The sequence below is a fragment of the Sphingobium aromaticiconvertens genome (assembly GCF_037154075.1).
In the GTDB taxonomy this organism is placed as follows: domain Bacteria; phylum Pseudomonadota; class Alphaproteobacteria; order Sphingomonadales; family Sphingomonadaceae; genus Sphingobium; species Sphingobium aromaticiconvertens.
Map to the genome: position 1 here is coordinate 3,091,302 of NZ_JBANRJ010000001.1, position 18,601 is coordinate 3,109,902.

An 18,601-nucleotide genomic window follows, 5' to 3' on the forward strand; every position below is an offset into this window, starting at 1 on the left:
GGCACCGGCGCCTCTTGCCGCAAGTGGTCCTTTAGCAGATAGACTGCGGCATTGAGGCGCTCACGGAGAAAAGAACCATGCCGCGAAAGCCAGTGGATCAACTTAATGTCGGCCGCTCCTTCTATGCCCGGCAGATGCCTGACCTGAATGTCGATCATTTCGGGCCGTTATGGCATTTCTTCACCGTCGGGCACCTCGTCTCCACCGACCTCGATGCGATCGCGCGCAAGCTGGGCTACAGCTTTTCCGACCTTGATTTTCTGGGAACCCTGGCGATCGACGAGCGCACGGCGCTGCGTGCAACCGATCTCGCATCGCAACTTTATGTGTCGAATGCCGTCATTTCCAGCCGGATTGCGCGACTGGAGAAAGATGATCTCGTGGAACGGCATCGCAACCCGGACGACCGCCGCGCCTTCGATCTCCTGTTGACCGAAAAGGGGCGTTTGCTGATTGAGCAGGCCATCGTGGAGATCGCGGAAAAATCCAAGCTCGTCCGTTTCTTTCGCGAGCTAAGCCCGGAGGATCAGCAGGCACTGGCTCGTATATTAGGCGATCTGCACCAGCGCTTCGACCGCGAGTTCATCGGTGGCCCCTACCAGCAGGATTAATCCACAGCGAAGCGACGGTCGTAGGCGGCCTGACGCCGGGCAATCTGAAGACTGCGTTCTTCAGGCGTGACCCGCACGACGCCGGGCGGCAGGACTACATCCAGTTCCGACAACTTTACCTTGCGGCTTTCAATCGACGGTGGGCCGGCTTGCGGATCGGGAAAGCCCTGCCAACGATGCAATACCAGCACGTCATGCAGGTCGCACATATCCAGCCAGTTATGCACGCCCGGATCGGCTATAGAGATCACATAAGTGAAGCGGCCATCGGCATCTGGCGCCATCTGGGCATTGGTCAGGCTGATCTGGTTGTTCCGGTTGGGCAGGCTGCGCAGCCACAGATCATGCAGAACGATATCCCGATAGGTCGCCCCCGCCGCATTGGCGGTGATGACCACTGCTTCATCCTCTTTCAGCGTGAAATGCCCCAGGCTCCCCTGCTGCGTCACCAGCCCGCCCACGGAACCTGCACCTTCCGGCGGCGTCATCATCTGCGGCCCATTGAAGAACAGCCGTTGCGCATAATAAGCGTAGAAAATGTCGGACAGGATGTTGCGAATGGCAGTCGCTGCCAATTCATCTTCCGTCAGCGGATCGCGCAAAGGCGGATCAAGACGGCGAACATGCAGCGCATCGGGTGACTGGTTCTCCCAATCCGTCATGGAATCGCGGATGAAAAGATAGAGCGTCCCTTCAGGGATCGTCATATGATTGCGACGACCGTCGGCAGGCGTCCCGTCCAGCGTCAGACGATAGCTTCCGTCCGCCGTGACATCCATGTCCAACTGTTCCAGCGAAGCAAGCGTAGCCGATGTCGTACTGTTTCCAACCAGTTGGAATGTGACATAGGTGGAGGGTGCAGCCTGCCGCTGGCCCGCCACTTCATAGCGGCCGCCAGCCGCGATCGGAACGATGCGATAAGCATTGTTGGGGTTATCACCGCCCCATTTCGCGCCGGGTGTCTTATGCCCGAGCCACTCCGCCCCCTCGCTATAGACGCGAAGCACGCGCGGATAGTTGGCATCGGTGTTTGAAGCAACGAGCGTGGATTTGAAGCAATAGTCGGAGACATGATCGTCAAACAGCGCCATCTGGTCGGGCGGCATGAGCCGGTCGGCGACCCGCCGCCACATGATCGCGGCCTTGTCACGCGCGGCCCGGACATCAGCCCGATCGAAAAGTCGCATGGCCAGCCTTTCCAGATCGCGCTGATCCACATTGGCGATCGGGTTCGAGGCCGACAGGAAATAGCCCGCGGGGGCGCTGATCATGACATCTCTCCCAAATTCGGTAATCTGCAATGGAGTAAAAAATAGAACGATTGTTCTATTATAAGAAAAAAAATCTCGTAAAATTTAGATATTTTTCTTCATGCGACGCCAATATGATGCACCAGGTAAATCAATATAGTCAAGACCAATGCTCTCGACGGACCAGGCCCGCCCGCTCTACTCCGTCAGGCTCGTGCAGGCGCGTCGCCCGCGACTTCATCCTCGCGGCTTTCCTGTGCCCCTGCAGGCAGGCGTATTAGCGGATAAAAGACCTCCTCGGCCCAATGGGGCTGCGGCCCGGGCAAACCATAACGCCAGGGGCGGCCGGTGGGGATATGAAGGGTTCCGAACATCCAGTCGAGAAACGCGAAGGTGACGGCATAATTGCGATAGGATGCTCCGTCCTTTCCAAAACCATGATGCGTATGATGCATGCCGGGACTGATCAGCACATGCTCGCCCGCTCGAAAGGCCCACCCGAAGCGCGGATGGCGGCGGATCGCATCATCCCAACGGAAATGACTGTGGGTGACGAGGTTCCATCCATAGATGGTCAGGATCACCAGTGCCGCCGCCGCGCCCTGCCCCAGATAGATGGCGAAGCCAGTCAACCAACTGGTGGGCACCACGAACGACCAGAACAAGTTGATCCGCAACGTCACCAGCACATTCATATATTTGCCGGCATGGTGGGTGCGGTGGATTTTCCATAGCCAGCGCAGCGCGGGTTTACGCTGCCCTTCATGCGCCCAGCGATGCACCCAGTAAAAGGCAAATTCCACCAGCAGAAGCAGAAGCAGATAGGATGGCAGCAGCGGAAAATGCGCCCATGCGCCCTGGCCCTGCGGTGCCACCGTTCGGGCAGCAGCTGCGATCACCATGCCAGCCAGAGAGCGGGTCACCAGCGGGTTGAGGATCGCCGCGAGGCCGATCACCAGCGCATCGCTTTTCCGATAGATCCCGCGATGGCGGCCCATAGCGATTTCCAGCAGCAAAATCAGGACCGTGACGGTCAATATCGGGCCATAATAGGACATGCCTCTCTCCTCTTGGGTCGTGATTTTACGGTGGCATCGATGACGCATCCAGTTCATTGATTGAATAGTTTTAATGAGTCTGACGAATGGATATCCGCAAACTTCGCCACATCACGACCCTTGCCCGGGAAGCGCATTTTGGCCGCGCCGCAGACCGACTGGGTGTCACCCAGTCGGCCCTCACGCGCAGCATCCAGGCGACCGAGAGCGAACTGGGCCTGCGCCTCTTCGATCGCGGCAGAGAGGGCGTTCACCTTACGCGAGCGGGCGCCGCTATGCTGGATGACGCCTCGCTGGTGCTACGACAGATGGACCTGCTGGAACGCAACATGGCCTTGCTGGCCCAGCGCACCATCGGCCAAGTGCATTGCGGCTTGGGGCCGCTCGCCGCGACTCTTTTGCTGCCAGACGTTCTGTCGCGGATCGCACGGGATCATGGACAGTTACGGATACGAACACGGCTGGGGGGTGTTACTGAGCTGCAGCAGCTTCTGCACGACGGTGATCTGGATTTCGCTGTCCTTGCTCATCCTCTGGTCACGCGACGGGCGAATGATCTCTCGCTGCGACGGATCGGACAGTTATCGCTAGGGGCGCTCGTCCGCCGAAACCACCCGCTGGCGAACCGCTTTGCATCACGGGAGGAGATGACGGGCTTCCCCATAATCGGCGGCGGAGCTGTTGCGGCCGATGGCATGGCCGATGTCGATTATGCGCCCACGATCACATGCGACAATTTCGAGATCGCCCGTGCAGTCACGCTTGCCAGCGACGCCATCTGGATTACCGCCGAAACACTGGCCGACGAAGAGTTGACGCCGGTTTACGGCCTGCCGATCGCACAAGACCTTCAGATCGTGGTCGCTTCACTCGCCCGGCGAACGCTCTCGCCCCCTGCCTTGCTGGTCATCGACATGATGACCACCGCGCTCCAGCACAGGCGAGCGGCCTGCCTGCCTCGTCAAGCCCGCGCTTCAGAAAGCTCCGAACCGAGCATATGACCGTGCGCCGGTTCATCCTCTTCAGGATAAGGGCCCATCAACAGATAAAGGAGGATGGAAGCGGCGAGACCGCCAACGATGCAAAGCAGCGCCAAGTCGTAATTGCCATGGCGATCATGCAGAAAGCCGATGCCGACCTGCCCTGCAACGCTCATCAGCGTCATGACCGTGATGGTGCTGCCATAGATGGCCGAATAATGTTTCATCCCGAAATAACGGGCCGTCATATAGGCGACGATATCAATCTCCGCTCCCTGGGCGACGCCGATCAGGACCGCAGCCGTCAGGGCCGCGGGGAAAGTCAGCGATCCCTGAAGCATCAGCAGGCATCCGATGATCGGCCCCAGACTGAACAGGCAGGCAATCGCGGGCGCCCAGACCCGGTCGATCAACGTCCCCGAAACCAGCGTACCGATCAAGACCGATCCCGCAAGCACGCCGGTCAACATGGCCGCATCGGCTGGCGCGATGTCGAGTTCCGTCAACAGCGGTTGAAACTGGCTCAACAGGGTCGAAAGCGGCGCATAGCCTAGCCCCGCGCACAGGCACAACAGTATGATGCGGCGGTCCCGGCGCAACAGCGACCAATAGCTTTCTTTCGTTTCGCCGCTGCGATGCGGCGCACGTGGGAGATCCCGGATACCGATCCAGCAGACCGGCAGGCCCACCAACAGCACGATGCCGGCAAGCAGATAGAAGCCAGCCTGCCATCCTTCCCGCGCGACCAGTCCGTGCAATATTGACGGCAGGACAATCCCCAGAAGCGATATGCCAATACGCGTACAGGCGAGTGCCAGCCCCCGCGACTGCACGAAACGCGCAGCGACGACACGCGTGAAAGCCAGACCCGTGGTAAAGATGCCGATGACCTGCAGGAAAAGGAAGGTGACATAGAATTGAACCAGTGATCCCGTCAGTTGCGCCATCGCCATATAAGCAAGTCCCGTCAGCACCATGGCGATCAGCAGGGGGCGGCGGACGCCGAAACGATCGAGCAAAGCGCCTGCAAACGGGGATAGCAGCGCCGTCAGGATCATGCCATTATGCGCGGCGGCGATTTCGCCACGCGACCAGCCGAAGCTGGCCTGCCAAGGCTGGATAAAGATACTCGCATTGAACTGGAGCATCGAAAAGCCAGTCGCCACGCCGATCGAGGAGGCCGCCAGCGCGGGCCAGTGACGACGCCATTCCTGCGCGGAACCATTCATGGAAGCGCTCCTTTAAAAAGCTACGCGATACGGTGATCGCGTAGCCTGGAAAGTTCAGTTAGAAAGCGCCTCCCAATTCGACGCCATAGGTCCGCGGCGGCGAGAGAATGGCATTGGCGCCCGGCGACGTGAACACGGGATAGGCGGTGTCGAAGAGATTCTTGCCAAAGAAGGCAAGCCGCCATTTCACCGGTCCCAGTTTGATATCCTGAAGGGCGATGCGCGCATTCGCCACATCGCGGTCGATATCCCAGGCGAACGCGCCATAAGCAACGCGGCCCGTGCCCGGTGTCTTGCTGGCCATGGCATAGTCCATATGGAACGCCAGGTTACCGACATTGGCGATAGGGACGCTATAGTCGATCGCCGCCGTTATGGCATGTTTGGGCAGGCTCTGGATGCGAAGTTCGGCATTGGGATCGATCTGCATATAGCTGGGCGGACGCTTGCCCGACAGATAGGCATAAGTGACCGATGCCTGAAACCCGCGTGAGGGTGCCGCCACGATTTCCAGCTCGCCGCCCCGGATGCGCGTGACGCCCGGCGCATTGAGCGTATCGGTAACAGCAGGATTGCCGGTGGGATCAAGCTGCGCGGTGATCTGTCGGTTATGGACGCGATTTTCGAAGATCGCGGCGTTCACGCGCAGCCGCCGGTCCAGAAGATCGCTCTTGATGCCGAACTCATAGGCCTTGTTCACTTCGGCACCGAATGGCTTGAAATTGGGCGAACGGACTGACACGCCGCCCGCGCGATAGGCCTGCGAATATTTGACATAGGCGTTGATGGCGTCAGTGATGTCATAGGCGATTGTGAAAGCGGGATCCCAGCGCTTCTCATCAAAGGGCTGGCCATTCGTGATGGCGGGAACGCCGTTGAAGAGCGTGCGTTCGAACGTCTTCTTATCGCTGGTGTAGCGCAGCCCCGCCGTCAGATGCAGCCGATCGTCGGCAAAGGCGGGTGTCCAGGTAGCCTGCGCAAAACCGGCATAGGATGTGGATTCCGCATTTTGTGCACTGAGGCCAGCCCCTGCGCTGCCGACTGTGAACGGGTTGACGCCATAGGCCTGGGTCAATGCTGCGTCCGTGTACGCAATGCTCAGGAATGTCTGCCTTACGTCCTTGACCCGCTCATGAAAATAATAAGCGCCAAGGACAAATTCGACCTCCGGCAGGGAGCCGACGAGTTGGAACTCCTGGCTCTCCTGTTTCTGATCCACGACATTATAAGCCGTAACGCCAGAGATCGCATATACGCGGGTGCTGCTGGGCAAGCCTAAGCTGGTTGTGCCCAGACCGGGCACGAGCGCCGCGATCGGCAGACCGGCCGCACCCAGCCGTGAAAGCGTGAAGGCGCCGCCCAACTGGTTCGCCCCTTCTTCACTGGTTTTGCGGAAGGCGGTTATCGATCGCAGCGTCAGCGCATCATTCAGATCCCAGGCGGCCTGGAGCATATGACCGGACGCTTTGTTGACGAATGGCCCATTATAAAGCGAGGTCCAGGCGGTGTCGGTGCGCTCATGGAGCCTGTCGGTGATGGGCCGCGCGCCCTGGAATGTCGCAAGCGGCGTCAGCGGCCCATTTGGCGCGAAGCCGAAGGGCGGCCGCACCAGCACATTATAGTCGCGCGTATCCCTGGTGACGCTATGGTCATAGGCATAGTCAACGGTAATGCTGTCAGTCGGCTGCCAGCGGACGCTGCCCCTATACCCCTCGGCCTCAAGGGCGCCGAAATCATCCTGACGTGCAAGCCGGTCGACACGCGGACCATTTCTCGTCCATCCATCATGGCTGCTATTGAGATAATCCAGCTTGATCGCGAAACCGGCAATCGACGGCAGATTGAGATGCGCCTCGTAACGCTGTTGGTCGAAATTGCCGTAGACGAACTTGGCATTGCCGCCCCATTGTCCAGTCGGCTTCTTGGTAACGATACGGATTGCGCCGCCTTCGGCATTACGCCCGAAGAGGGTGCCCTGAGGTCCGCGCAAAATCTCAATCCGTTCCGGGTCGGCCAGTTCTGCGCCCATGCCCTGGGCACGGCCCAGATAGACGTCATCGATATAAACAGCCGTTCCCATCTCGGCTGTGCCCTGACCGGGATCGCCATTGGTTACGCCGCGAATATCGACGATCAACAGGCTCTGGCTACCGGCGAAGGGCTGCATCACCACGCCCGGGGGCGGCGATTGAAGCAGCGATGTAAGGGCAGTCGCGCCCCGCGCTTCCAGCGCGGCGCTGGAAAAGGCAGTCACAGCAATCGGAACATCCTGCATATTCTCTTCGCGCTTCTGCGCCGTGACGATGATCTCTTCGACACCCTGATCCTGGCCCCAACCCTGATCCTGACTAAGTGCCGGTGATACGGCAAGAATCGCCGCCATCCCGGCCAGCGATACGCCCGCGCGAACATAGTTTGTCGCTTTTCTCATAACATGCCTTCTCCCTATACGCCCCGCTTTCGGGGTTGCCCCACGCATAAGACAGGGCACTTAATATAAGAAGGGTTTCTTACTGCGGATGGCCGGCATGACCCGGCAAAGGCCGAAGGATCATATATGCGATCCAGAAGAGGGGCGGGTCAGACCTGAGAGGGACGAAAGCAGATAGCTTCCAACATGCCGATGCCCTCGGCGAGAAACGCCTTTTCAGACATCACGGACTGTCCCGCTGCGATCGCAACGTCCCGCTCAAAGATCATGTCGAAGAACGTGCACGCACCGTAACGGAGCCGGTATTCCAGCAATTCCGGAGGAACATCGGGTCGCAGCGCATGGAAAAGCGCCAATGCTTCGCTGCTGGCAGGCGTGACATGCAATTGCGAATTGCGGATGGCGGTCCCCTGTTGCCAGCGCAGGGCGTGCCGGAAAAAAGCGGCGTAGCGATGCACGCCCCCGGAATCCATCAGATCATAATTGGGCATGATCAACGCCCGCAACACCATGTGCGCGTCCTGTTGCATACCCTGTTCATAAATCCGGTCCAGCAACTGGCGGCGGGCCTTGTCCAGTTCTGGAAGGCGATGCTGCCAAATCGCGCGGACCAGTTTCTCCCGGTCGCTGAAATGATAGCTGATCGCCGAATTATTGCCCGCACAGGCCTCCAGCCGGATCTGGCGGAGCGAGACATTCTCTATTCCGTGCTGACCGAACAGGCGTTCCGCAGCTTCGATCAACGCCAGCGGCGTTCCCTTCAGCGGTCGTGACCGGGTTTTCGTCATCATTCTTCACTTAACCCAATGCCGCAAGACCGCCGATCAGCCTGGCGACGATGCTATAATCAGTATCAGCCGGAATTAAAGGCCCATCGCAAGGCACCAGCCAGCGCGTGGACCGCGACGGGCCGATTCAGCAATCACATAGGCGATGTTAGTGCCAGCGCACCGCCTGCGGCAATATCATCTCTGGCCTTGTAAGACACGTTTCTTATATCACTCTCGAAACGCGGCGATCCTGTGTCTCGCGCCAGCGAAAAAGTATAATGGAGGGAGAGGCTGTGGTTTTGGATTCGCTGTTTGGGCTGTCTGGCAAGAACGCGCTGATCATTGGTGCAGGCAAGGTGCCCCACGCCATAGCCGACCTGTTCGACAAGGCTGGCGCGACCGTCACGCATGAGACCGATCCGGAATTGACCGAGACGGGCGTCGCTACGCTGTTCGCGCGGCATTCCTCGCTCGACATTCTGGTCAGCGGCGCGGTGATCACAGGGCCATGGTCGATTGAAACGCTGACCATGGACGAATGGGACAGGGTCCACGGCACCAATGTGCGCGGTGCCTATCTGCTGATGCGCGAAGCTGTGAAAACGATACGGGCGCACGGGCGTGGCGGACGGCTCATCAATATTTCCACGATCGGTTCCATGCATCCGGTCCTGAACGGCAATTTCGCCTATGGCTCCTCGCGAGCGGGCACCAATGCGCTGACCCGCCAGTTCGCAATGGATTTCGCCAGCGAAGACATCACATCCAACGCGATATTGGTCGGCGCCATTCCTTCAGACCCCTTCCCCGAAGCCTGCCCTATGCCGCCGACCGGCCCTGGCGTCCGGCCCGAACGGTTTCCCATGGGCTATGGTGAGCCGGGCGATGTCGCCCCGGTAGCACTGATGCTGGCATCAGATGCCGGTCGATACATCAACGGACAGGCCATCGTTGTCGATGGCGGCTTCCAGATAGGCTGAAGGGGAAAGCGGGATGACCACCCTGTTTGACGGCTTCTATCAGATGGGATTTGTCGCGCGCGATCTGGATCGTGCGACACAAGCCCTGAGCAAGAGCCATGGCGTGACGCATTTCCGCCGCAAACGCACGTCGGAATGGATGGAAGCGGCCCATGCCTGGATCGGCCCCACCATGATCGAACTGATCGCGATCCAGCCGGGCGCGCCGGAAATTTATGAAGCCTATGTGCCGGATGATCCCGCCGCTGTGCGCCTGCATCATCATGGGTTTCGCATGGCCGACGAAACAGCGTGGATAGCGATAAACCGGCAAGTCGCCGATGCCGGCTTCGCGACGCCGATGAAAGGCGCGACCATGGATGGGCAACTCAACTATCTCTACGTCGACACGCGCGCTGCAACCGGGATTTACAGCGAATTTGTCTATCTGACCGGCGCGGCGACGGCGATTTACGATGACGTCCCCCGGAACTGAAGGAATTCATCCATCATGACCGAAACAGATACCGCAGATATTTATGCCCGCCATCAGGCGCTCTATGACCGCGTCCCGGTGCCATCGCATGTGCCGCCGGACCGGGTGGTTGATTTCGATTATCTCCATCCGCTGGGGCTGGAGGAAGGCGATGTCTATACCGCCTGGCACAGACTGCATGACGGGCCAGATATCGTCTGGTCCCCCTGTAATGGGGGGCACTGGATCGTGACGCGCGGTGAGGACGTCCGGTTCGTGCAGGAGAATTTCGAGGTCTTCAGCCATGAGATTTTCTCGATCCCGCGCGGCTCCTCCGCCGTCAGAATGCCGCCGCTGACGGTCGATCCGCCGCTGCATGCACGCTATCGCGCGATCCTGAACCCGTTCTTCACGCCGACACGTGTTCGCACGCTGCGGGACAAGGCCGAAATGCTGACGCGCGAACTGATCGAGGAAATCAGACCGCAAGGCGGCTGCGAGTTCGTCCGGGATTTCGCGCGCATCATGCCCGTCACCATGTTCCTGGGCATTGTCGACCTGCCGCTCGACCAGCGCGAGCAATTCGTCTCGTGGGGCGTCACGTTCATGACCTCCACCGATTCCCGCGAAAAGCTGGGCGCGCAGGAAAAGGTCGTGGCCTATCTCCAGAAGATACTCGGCGAGCGCGGCATCAATCCGGGCGACGACCTGTTGAGCAAAATCGCCGGTTGGCGCAGCAATCCGCGTTTTCAGGGCGAGTATGAAGTCGTTGGCATGGCGCTTCTCGTTTTCTTCGGGGGCCTCGACACTGTCGCCAATATGCTGTCCTTCATTACGCGCTATCTGGCGCAGCACCCCGACCAGCGCCGCCGCCTGATCGATGAGCCGGAGATCATCCCGCAGGCAACAGAGGAATTCCTGCGCCGTTTCGGCCTGTCCAACACTGGCCGCCTGATCACCCGCGACTTCGACTATAAAGGCGTGTCGTTCAAAAAAGACGAGATGATCATGGTGCCCATCTCCATGTCCAGCATGGACGACAGGCTCTACGACCGTCCGCTGGAAATCGATTTCGATCGTAATCCGGCTCACAACACGTTCGGTAACGGCCCGCACAAATGCGTCGGCAATTCCCTGGCTCGCGCGGAAATCCATGTCTTCCTGCAAGAATGGCTGAAGGTTCTGCCGGATTTCCGGTTGGACCCGGACCATCCGCCGATCACCCATTCCGGGGCAGTGAACGGCATGGATTCGCTCCACCTGGTCTGGGATGCCTGAAGCCCTTCTCCATCTGCCGCGATATCACTTTACGCCTTCGATCAAGGAACCATCATGTCCCTTAACGCCGCTCTTTCCGTCTTCGACCTTCAAGGCAAGACCGCAATCGTCACCGGCGCCGGCTCTGGCATCGGTCGTGCCACCGCCACATTGTTCACGGAAGTCGGCGCACGCGTCCTGTTCGTCGATATCGTCGAGGACGCGGTGCGCGAAGCGGCAGCGGCGACCGGATCACCCTATGCCGTCTGCGACATCGCCGATGAGGCACAGGTCGTCGCCACCTTCGACCAAGCCCGCAGGCTGTTTAATAGCCTGGATGTGCTGGCCAATGTCGCGGCCTACCGGCGCAAGGCCGACACCATGGCGATGCCCGCGTCCGAATGGGACGTCATGCATGCTGTAACCACCCGAGGCACCTTTCTGATGATGCGCGAAGCCATCAAGGTCATGCTCGAACAGGAAAGCGGCGGCGCGATCGTCAACGTGTCGTCCGTCAGCGCCAGCCATCCGACGATCTTCAACAACACCCATTATGATTCCGCCAAGGCAGGCGTCGACGCCATGACACGCGCGGCGGCCGTCGAATTCGCCGAGCATGGCATCCGCGTCAATTCGATCCAGCCGGGCGGCACCGCCAGCGGCGGCGCGAAAAAAATGGGCGAGGAGATTTCCATGCGCGGACCGATGATGGCGTCCGGTCGTATCCCGCTGGGTCGCATCTCCGATCCAATCGAACAGGCCCGCGCAATCCTGTTTCTGGCCAGCCCGGCGTCCAGCTACATCACCGGCCATCATCTGACGGTGGACGGCGGCTACGCCGTGTCCTGACCTGCTCGCGTTCAGGACCAGCCTTTGAGGAAACGCCGGGCGATGTCCGCGCTGCGGCCGGGACGGCGCAGAAACGCAAGATCGTCCACCAAAACCCGGAATCCGTGCGTGATCAAGCCCTGAAGTGCGAACGCGGCATCCTGCGGATCGCCGGAGCGCAACACCCCCGCCTCCATCAACCGCGCGATAAAATCGCTGATCGGCCGGAAGCCTTCATAGGCGTTATCGACCAGCATCCTGGCCAGATGCGGGAAGGCATGCTTTTCGGCAAGGGCAATTTCCAGCAGCGTGCGTCCCTGGGGATGGCACACGGCCACCTCGGTATAGACTGTGACGAACCGCTCGATCGTGCCCTGCGGATCGTCGAGATCGAACTCGATCGACCAAAGGCTGTCACGGATCGCTTTCACGCTCTGGTGCAGCAGCGTCGTGAATAACCCCTCCTTGCTTCCGAAACGACGATACATGGTCGTCTTGCTGACGCCGGATCGTTCGACAAGCCGATCCAGACTGGTCCCTCCAAAGCCCTGCAACGCGAACTCCTCCAGCGCGATGTCGAGAAGCCGGGCGATCCGCTGGTCTACTTCCGCGCGCGGCAACCGACCACCCTGCCACCGATTTGGGGCTTGCTCCCGGTTATCCGTTGTCAAAGCCCCGATCCCATCCGTTGGCGCCCATGATCACGCCTGTGACGAGCCATAGTCGACCCCCGTACCGAAACCAAGGTGGCGATGTCGCGCGGCTGGCGATGCGCAGGCATCGATATACCGATGATTCGCATCGGCAACGCCATGTACGTTGCCCGAATCGGCGAAGCGGTGCCTGATACTTGGCGCGCCGTCCAAGATATTCAGCGCCTTGTCCTATACCGGAGCCGATAGCATGTTGAGCGACACGACCATTAAAACCCGTCGTCTGGACGCCTCTTTTGGTGCCGAAATCCTTGGCGTCAACTTTGGCGAACCGCTCGATCCCGCCACTGAGCGCGCAATCCGCGATGCGTGGATCGAACATGGCATTCTCCTGTTCCGTGGCGAAGTGCAGGATGATGAGGCACAAATGCGCCTCAGCACTATTTTCGGGGACATGGAGCCGGCTGCCACTGCGGACCTCAATGACCCCATCAACGCATTCATGATGACGCTGGGTTATGATCCGGCCGATCCGCTGGGCAAGCCCAATCCATTCTACACGGTCGATGGCATCGACCGTGCCGGCTGGCTCGGATGGCACTGGGACCAGAGCTTCATGCCGACCATCGTGCGCGGCGCGGTACTCCGCATGACGCTTCCGGCGCGTACCATGGGCGAAACCGGTTTCATTGATGCGATTCAGGCCTATGACCGGCTTTCCGATGGCATGAAGGCGAAAATCGCGGACCTTGAGGTCGTCTACGAATTTAATCCGGACTTTTGTTCGGGCCAGTTCGGCTTCCCCGACAATATCCGCCGGATCGACATGGGCGGAAAAAACACGCCGGGGTCGCACTATGACTTCCCACCTGTAGTCCACCCGCTTGTCATTACGCAGCGCGAGACTGGGCGTAAGGTACTCAAACTGTCACCGATGCATGCCCGTTATGTGCTGGGCCTCGATGAGGCGGAAGGCACCGCCTTGCTGACCGAACTGGCAGCGCATCTGACAGACCCCGCTTTCGCCTATTTCCACAAATGGCAAAGGAACGACATGGTCGTGTGGGACAATTGGCGCGTCATCCATTCGGCCAACGGCGTCCCGCTCGATTGCCCACGCAGCGCACGGCGCACCACCATAGCTGGCGATTACAAGGTTGGCCGCTATCTGGATGCGGCCCTCGACCGTGATCGGCAGGTCAAACGCCTGGTCGATTGAAATATGTTCAGGGACGCAGCCACCAGCGGATGATGCCCGCGACAGCGCCAAGGGCAACGATGCTCATCAGCCAGATTGCCATGAACCAACCCAGCCGTTTCCAGAAGGGCGGCGGCGTTTCGTCGGTCATCAATGATAGCCTTCCGTCACTGTCTTTCCACGGAAGACGTAATAGGCCCAGGCCGTGTATGCGAGGATCACGGGCAGGATGACAACGGTTCCCACCAGCATGAATGACTGGCTCTTTTCAGGGGCCGCGGTGTCCCAGATCGTCAACGCCTGCGGCACGACATAGGGGAACATGCTGATTCCAAGTCCAATGAAGCCCAGTCCAAAAAGGATGAGGGTGACGAGGAACGGCAGTCGCTCGCGGCCACGCTTCAGGCTCCAGAAGAAGAGGAAGCCGAAGACGATCGTAGCGAGGGGGACTTGCGCCGTGAACAGCACGCCCGGCATTTCGAACCAGCGGCGCCAATAGTCGATCGCGAGGAATGGCGTTGCCGCGCTGACGGCCGCCATTGCCGCAAGGGTCGCGATGCCGAGCCGAAATGCCATCTTGCGCGCATGCTCCTGCATCGATCCATGCGTTTTACCGATCAGCCATGTCGCACCCAGCAAAGCGTATCCGGCAAGCAGTGCGGCCCCGGTCAGCAGACTGAAGGGCGACAGCCAGTCCAATATGCCACCGGCATAAGCCCGGTTTTCCACACGGATGCCCTGAAGTATGGCGCCCAGCATGATCCCCTGGGCCAGCGTCGCTGCCACAGACCCAACGCAAAAGGCCAAATCCCAATAGGGACGATGGCGGGGATCGCGCCAGCGAAACTCGAACGCCACCCCCCTGAAGATCAGGCCGAGCATCATTGCGATCACCAACGGATAGGTTGCCGGGAGGATGACGGCATAGGCCAGCGGGAATGCCGCCATCAGCCCGCCCCCGCCCAGCACCAGCCAGGTTTCATTGCCATCCCACACCGGTGCAATAGAGTTCATGGCCTGATCCCGTTCCTCACCCACCTTGAAGGTCGGGAAGAGGATGCCGATGCCAAGGTCGAAACCGTCCATCACCACATAGGCGAAGATGGCGAAGGCGAGGATGAACGCCCAGACGGTAGCAAGATCAAAAACATACGGCATCGCCAGTCACTCCTTCGTCAGAGCGGGCGCGGGCGTGATGCCTGCCGCACGCTGCGGGGTGGAAGAGGGTTCGCTCTCATGCGGGGTTGGCGGCTGGGCCATCAGGCGGAGCAGATAATAAGTGCCGGCGCCAAAGACGATGAAATAGACGACAACGAAAGTCAGCAGCGAGACCGCTACCGCCGAAGCCTGGAGGGGCGAGTGCGACTGGGATGTCAGTAAATGGCCGTACACCGTGAAGGGCTGCCGCCCGACCTCGGTGGTTATCCAACCGGCAATGACCGCCACGAACCCGGCAGGCCCCATTATGACCGTCGCCCGATGCAGCGTGGGCCAATCATAGAACTGCCGCCGCACTCGCGCGGCGATGCTCCACAGACCAAGCGCGAGCATCGCCATGCCCAAACCCACCATCACGCGGAACGACCAGAACACGACCGGCAAGGGAGGCTCAAGATCGTCGGCAATTGTGTCGAGACCCGCCAATGGGGCATTGAGGTCATGTTTCAGGATCAGCGACGATACCTTGGGCACCTCGATCGCATAGTCGATACGCTTTTCCCCCGGATTGGGGATGCCGAACAGGATCAGGGGCGCCCCGTCGGGATGGCTGTCATAATGCCCCTCCATAGCCATCACCTTGGCGGGCTGATGCTCCAGCGTGTTGAGACCATGAATGTCTCCGGCCAGGATCTGGGCAGGTGCCGCAATCGCGACCATCCACATCGCCATCGAGAACATCTTGCGCGCGCCCGGATTGGAGCGATCCCGCAGCAGGTGCCACGCCCCCACGGCCGCAACCACAAGCGAGGTTGTCAGGTAGGCAGCGATAACGACATGGGTCAGGCGATATGGGAAGCTGGGATTGAAGATGATCGGCAACCACGAACCGGCGGGCACGAACTGCCCGTGCGCGTTGATCGAGAAGCCAGTGGGCGTGTGCATCCAGCTATTGGTGCTGATGATCCAGGTCGCCGAGATGAAGGTGCCCAGCGCGACCATGCACGTTGCAAAGAAATGGAGTTTGCGCCCGACCTTGTTGATGCCGAACAGCATGACCCCCAAAAAGCCTGCCTCCAAAAAAAAGGCCGTCAGCACTTCATAAGCCATGAGCGGCCCGACGACCGGACCAGCTTTTTCCGAGAAAACCGACCAGTTCGTACCGAACTGATAGGACATCACTATGCCGGACACGACGCCCATGCCGAATGCGACCGCAAAGATCTTGAGCCAATAGCGATACAGATTGGCATAGACGCCTCGCCCCGTCTTCAACCACATCCCTTCCAGCACCATCAGGAAGCTGGCAAGGCCGATGGAAAAGGCCGGAAAGATGAAGTGGAAGGAAACCGTGAACGCGAACTGCACGCGCGCAAGGAATAGTGCTTCGTCTCCCATCTTTGGATCCTTTGTCTAGTTATATGTCGTCATCTTGGTCCGGGGCAAAAATCTCACACAACTATGGCTGCACACGTAACCGTTCTTGGAGCACAAGGCTCCCAGCTCCGCTACACCAGTGATATCTTCCCCGTGGCGTCCGAGCCGATCAACGCAGCCAGCAGGCGTAACCCTCGCTCCAAACGCTCGCGCGCGATTGTGCCCCCGATTGATACCCGCAGCGCGGGTGCCGCCCCGGTGCGTTCAACGGCGAAAGCATCGCTACCGATGACGGACAGGCCATATGTGCGAACCGCGCCGGCGATTTGTCCGGGGTCTATATTCGGCGTCAGCGGAACCCAAAGATGATAGCCTTCCTCATTTGCCATGAAAGACCCTGGTGGCAGGCATTCACGCGCCAATGCCTGACGATGCCGCGCTTCTGTCCGAACTGCGTTGACCAATTGTTGGAAGACACCCCTGTCCAACCAGTCTACCACGATCGCGGCATTGAGCGGCGCGGCCATGATCGCTGTCTCGTGCATATCGGCCGAAAGACGCCAAGCCTTTGAAATATCCGGGGCGCGAAGCCAGGCGACACGCAGCCCCGGCGTGAGGATCTTTGAGACGCTTGCAATATGCCAGGTGCAATCGGGTGCAAATGAAGCAATCGGCGGCTGTGACCTTTCAGGCAACATGCCATAGGCGTCGTCCTCGATCACCATCAGTCCGTGCCGAACCGCGACAGAAGCGAGAGCTTTCCGCCGCTCTATGCCCATCGTAATCGTAGTTGGATTGTCATTCGTCGGCACGACATAGAGTGAGCGGAGATTTTCCTGAATGCATGCAGCTTCCAGCGCTTCAGGGTCCATGCCCTCCTCATCGGAGCGGATCACCAGCAACCGGACACCATATCTGCGCGCAAGTGCGAGCAAGCCCGGATAGGCAAAGGCACAGACCGCCAGTAAATCGCCCGCCTTTAGTTCAGCGCTGAATATCGCATGCAGCGCATGCTGGCCGCCCGCGGCGATCAACACGCTATCCTCTTCACAGGGAATGCCGCGATTCATGAGCAGAGTGGCGCCTGCTTCACGCGCGATCGGCAGCCCGCCACTCGGTTGATATTGAAATGGGGCCGTGACATCATTCGACGCCAGCAGCGCTTCGGCCGACCGCCGAAACTCGATGTTCAGCAGTCCCCCAGGAACCTCTGGCGGTGCATTCATACCAACGTCACCGTTATCCCTGTACCGAACCTTCGATGCGGCCAACGGCTTTTCGCGCACGAAGCTGCCACGTCGTCCATCGCCCTCGATCAAGCCGAGCTTCTGCGCTTCCCCATAAGCGCGCGTTACCGTCGTAAGGTCGACACCCAGCGCTCCGGCGAGCGCTCGCTGCGGCGGCAAACGAGTGCCAGCACCCAAGGCGCCGGACTCAATATCGCGCGCAAGTGCTTCGGCTATGGCCAGATACTTCGGGCCAGAAAATGATCCGATGTCCGGAGCCCATCTTTGCATGGCTTTAGTACACCTCAATTAGCATGCAATACAGTTCAATCATCGAAATTCCCTCCCGCATCCGGGGCGCGGCCATGCAGTTGATCCCACAGCTTCGACGTGCCTGCTTCCTGCGCACGGTTCACATATTGCGACGCGACAAGCCACCCCTTGATCGGCCGGAGCGGCAACAGACAGCCCGCGAGCATGAACGGTACTGATGTAAACAGATGGACCCACCAGGCCGGTTCGAACACTACCTGCAACCAGACGACCACGAATGTGAGCGGGAAAGCCACGATGCAGAGCGAGAAGAAGGCCGGACCATCATCAGGCGCGGCAAACCTGTAGTCCAGGTCGCAAGCATCGCATTTCTTGGCCACTTTCAACCAGGACGAAAACATCTTTCCCTGACCGCAGCGCGGGCAAAGGCCCTTCCATCCGCTTTTCATGATCCAGCGGAATTTGTCGGCATCAATTTGGTTGGACACGTCGCACCTATTGCAAATCTCGATGATCCGTATGTATGGAATATTGCATGCTATGTCTAGGGTATTATGTATGGATAATCATAAGCATACAAGGTGAAGCGGTGGCTAAAATTTGACTCAGGTTCCAGCGAAGTCCATTGGCATTCCATGAGTGTCCGAATTCAATTTTTGCGATTTCGCCACCACGGGGGGCAGCTGCTCGCGGGCATCTAGCCCCGAGTTCGGCGCGGCATGCCCCGAACTCGGGGCACACTCGACAGATCGACATCCCTAACCGGATGTCCGCGCGACCTTTCTCTCCCGAAAGCCCTCAGCATGACCGCAAATGCTTCGCGCTGGCAGCCGCCAGTGCAATGCATCGCCATTGAAGTCGATAAGCT

18 protein-coding genes are annotated in these 18,601 nt (G+C 59.6%); 7 read left to right on the forward strand and 11 right to left on the reverse strand.

Annotated features, from left to right (window positions below; translation table 11 throughout):
* Positions 1-77 precede the first annotated feature (77 nt).
* Entirely contained in the window at positions 78-611 is a 534-nt protein-coding gene (locus tag WFR25_RS14735; protein ID WP_336971917.1) for a MarR family winged helix-turn-helix transcriptional regulator, read from the forward strand.
* Here WFR25_RS14735 and WFR25_RS14740 read toward each other — a convergent pair.
* On the reverse strand, positions 608-1,882 hold the full coding sequence (locus WFR25_RS14740) for a hypothetical protein (RefSeq protein ID WP_336971918.1): 1,275 nt from the start codon (positions 1,880-1,882) through the stop codon (positions 608-610). The genes WFR25_RS14735 and WFR25_RS14740 overlap by 4 nt on opposite strands.
* 185 nt (positions 1,883-2,067) lie before the next feature.
* Entirely contained in the window at positions 2,068-2,919 is an 852-nt protein-coding gene (locus tag WFR25_RS14745) for a sterol desaturase family protein (protein ID WP_336971919.1), read from the reverse strand.
* An 86-nt stretch (positions 2,920-3,005) separates the two neighbouring features.
* Here WFR25_RS14745 and WFR25_RS14750 point away from each other — a divergent pair, with 86 nt between their 5' ends.
* Positions 3,006-3,920: a LysR family transcriptional regulator gene (locus WFR25_RS14750; RefSeq protein WP_336971920.1), complete on the forward strand. Its 915-nt coding sequence runs from the start codon at positions 3,006-3,008 to the stop codon at positions 3,918-3,920.
* Here the strand turns inward: WFR25_RS14750 and WFR25_RS14755 are convergent.
* From WFR25_RS14755 to WFR25_RS14765, 3 genes are all read right to left on the reverse strand, one after another.
* Entirely contained in the window at positions 3,881-5,128 is a 1,248-nt protein-coding gene (locus tag WFR25_RS14755; protein ID WP_336971921.1) for an MFS transporter, read from the reverse strand. The genes WFR25_RS14750 and WFR25_RS14755 overlap by 40 nt on opposite strands.
* Before the next feature lie 58 nt (positions 5,129-5,186).
* Positions 5,187-7,559 carry a TonB-dependent receptor gene (locus WFR25_RS14760; protein ID WP_336971922.1) on the reverse strand — a complete coding sequence of 791 codons (2,373 nt, stop codon included), beginning with the start codon at positions 7,557-7,559 and terminating at the stop codon, positions 5,187-5,189.
* Positions 7,560-7,708: 149 nt separating this feature from the next.
* On the reverse strand, positions 7,709-8,350 hold the full coding sequence (locus tag WFR25_RS14765; RefSeq protein WP_336971926.1) for a TetR/AcrR family transcriptional regulator: 642 nt from the start codon (positions 8,348-8,350) through the stop codon (positions 7,709-7,711).
* Between the two features lie 278 nt (positions 8,351-8,628).
* On the opposite strand from WFR25_RS14765, the gene WFR25_RS14770 reads away from it, so the two are divergent.
* The 4 genes from WFR25_RS14770 to WFR25_RS14785 are packed head-to-tail and all read left to right on the forward strand — an operon-like array spanning position 8,629 to position 11,869.
* Positions 8,629-9,309, forward strand: coding sequence for an SDR family NAD(P)-dependent oxidoreductase (locus WFR25_RS14770; protein ID WP_336971927.1), 681 nt, complete (start codon positions 8,629-8,631; stop codon positions 9,307-9,309).
* A 13-nt stretch (positions 9,310-9,322) separates the two neighbouring features.
* Entirely contained in the window at positions 9,323-9,784 is a 462-nt protein-coding gene (locus WFR25_RS14775; RefSeq protein WP_336971928.1) for a hypothetical protein, read from the forward strand.
* A 15-nt stretch (positions 9,785-9,799) separates the two neighbouring features.
* The gene (locus WFR25_RS14780) at positions 9,800-11,041 is read left to right on the forward strand and encodes a cytochrome P450 (RefSeq protein WP_336971930.1); all 1,242 of its coding nucleotides are present in this window, start codon (positions 9,800-9,802) and stop codon (positions 11,039-11,041) included.
* A gap of 54 nt (positions 11,042-11,095) precedes the next feature.
* The gene (locus WFR25_RS14785; protein WP_336971932.1) at positions 11,096-11,869 is read left to right on the forward strand and encodes an SDR family NAD(P)-dependent oxidoreductase; all 774 of its coding nucleotides are present in this window, start codon (positions 11,096-11,098) and stop codon (positions 11,867-11,869) included.
* Positions 11,870-11,880: 11 nt separating this feature from the next.
* Here WFR25_RS14785 and WFR25_RS14790 read toward each other — a convergent pair whose 3' ends face one another.
* Positions 11,881-12,468 carry a TetR/AcrR family transcriptional regulator gene (locus tag WFR25_RS14790; RefSeq protein WP_336971933.1) on the reverse strand — a complete coding sequence of 196 codons (588 nt, stop codon included), beginning with the start codon at positions 12,466-12,468 and terminating at the stop codon, positions 11,881-11,883.
* Positions 12,469-12,727: 259 nt separating this feature from the next.
* Between WFR25_RS14790 and WFR25_RS14795 the strand changes: the two genes are divergently transcribed.
* Entirely contained in the window at positions 12,728-13,720 is a 993-nt protein-coding gene (locus WFR25_RS14795) for a TauD/TfdA dioxygenase family protein (protein WP_336971934.1), read from the forward strand.
* A gap of 7 nt (positions 13,721-13,727) precedes the next feature.
* Here the strand turns inward: WFR25_RS14795 and WFR25_RS14800 are convergent, their stop codons facing one another.
* The 5 genes from WFR25_RS14800 to WFR25_RS14820 all read right to left on the reverse strand — a co-directional run bounded on the left by WFR25_RS14800 (position 13,728) and on the right by WFR25_RS14820 (position 18,182).
* Entirely contained in the window at positions 13,728-13,850 is a 123-nt protein-coding gene (locus tag WFR25_RS14800; RefSeq protein WP_336971937.1) for a DUF2474 domain-containing protein, read from the reverse strand.
* Positions 13,850-14,857 (reverse strand): cytochrome d ubiquinol oxidase subunit II, encoded by a 1,008-nt coding sequence (cydB, locus tag WFR25_RS14805; protein WP_336971938.1) that lies wholly within the window; start codon positions 14,855-14,857, stop codon positions 13,850-13,852. The genes WFR25_RS14800 and cydB overlap by 1 nt, the downstream gene beginning before the upstream one ends.
* Before the next feature lie 6 nt (positions 14,858-14,863).
* On the reverse strand, positions 14,864-16,255 hold the full coding sequence (locus WFR25_RS14810) for a cytochrome ubiquinol oxidase subunit I (protein ID WP_336971939.1): 1,392 nt from the start codon (positions 16,253-16,255) through the stop codon (positions 14,864-14,866).
* A 110-nt stretch (positions 16,256-16,365) separates the two neighbouring features.
* Positions 16,366-17,751, reverse strand: coding sequence for an aminotransferase-like domain-containing protein (locus WFR25_RS14815; protein WP_336971941.1), 1,386 nt, complete (start codon positions 17,749-17,751; stop codon positions 16,366-16,368).
* Between the two features lie 35 nt (positions 17,752-17,786).
* Positions 17,787-18,182 (reverse strand): DUF983 domain-containing protein, encoded by a 396-nt coding sequence (locus tag WFR25_RS14820; protein ID WP_336974909.1) that lies wholly within the window; start codon positions 18,180-18,182, stop codon positions 17,787-17,789.
* Between the last annotated feature and the right edge of the window lie 419 nt (positions 18,183-18,601).

Bases quoted from the DNA above. Each gene is read 5' to 3' on its own strand.
- WFR25_RS14745 (WP_336971919.1), bottom strand. From the start codon at position 2,919: ATGTCCTATTATGGCCCGATATTGACCGTCACGGTCCTGATTTTGCTG.
- WFR25_RS14755 (WP_336971921.1), bottom strand. From the start codon at position 5,128: ATGAATGGTTCCGCGCAGGAATGGCGTCGTCACTGGCCCGCGCTGGCG.
- WFR25_RS14760 (WP_336971922.1), bottom strand. From the start codon at position 7,559: ATGAGAAAAGCGACAAACTATGTTCGCGCGGGCGTATCGCTGGCCGGG.
- WFR25_RS14765 (WP_336971926.1), bottom strand. From the start codon at position 8,350: ATGATGACGAAAACCCGGTCACGACCGCTGAAGGGAACGCCGCTGGCG.
- WFR25_RS14775 (WP_336971928.1), top strand. From the start codon at position 9,323: ATGACCACCCTGTTTGACGGCTTCTATCAGATGGGATTTGTCGCGCGC.
- WFR25_RS14780 (WP_336971930.1), top strand. From the start codon at position 9,800: ATGACCGAAACAGATACCGCAGATATTTATGCCCGCCATCAGGCGCTC.
- WFR25_RS14815 (WP_336971941.1), bottom strand. From the start codon at position 17,751: ATGCAAAGATGGGCTCCGGACATCGGATCATTTTCTGGCCCGAAGTAT.
- WFR25_RS14820 (WP_336974909.1), bottom strand. From the start codon at position 18,182: ATGAAAAGCGGATGGAAGGGCCTTTGCCCGCGCTGCGGTCAGGGAAAG.
- WFR25_RS14810 (WP_336971939.1), bottom strand. From the start codon at position 16,255: ATGGGAGACGAAGCACTATTCCTTGCGCGCGTGCAGTTCGCGTTCACG.
- WFR25_RS14800 (WP_336971937.1), bottom strand. From the start codon at position 13,850: ATGACCGACGAAACGCCGCCGCCCTTCTGGAAACGGCTGGGTTGGTTC.
- WFR25_RS14740 (WP_336971918.1), bottom strand. From the start codon at position 1,882: ATGATCAGCGCCCCCGCGGGCTATTTCCTGTCGGCCTCGAACCCGATC.
- cydB (WP_336971938.1), bottom strand. From the start codon at position 14,857: ATGCCGTATGTTTTTGATCTTGCTACCGTCTGGGCGTTCATCCTCGCC.
- WFR25_RS14785 (WP_336971932.1), top strand. From the start codon at position 11,096: ATGTCCCTTAACGCCGCTCTTTCCGTCTTCGACCTTCAAGGCAAGACC.
- WFR25_RS14750 (WP_336971920.1), top strand. From the start codon at position 3,006: ATGGATATCCGCAAACTTCGCCACATCACGACCCTTGCCCGGGAAGCG.
- WFR25_RS14735 (WP_336971917.1), top strand. From the start codon at position 78: ATGCCGCGAAAGCCAGTGGATCAACTTAATGTCGGCCGCTCCTTCTAT.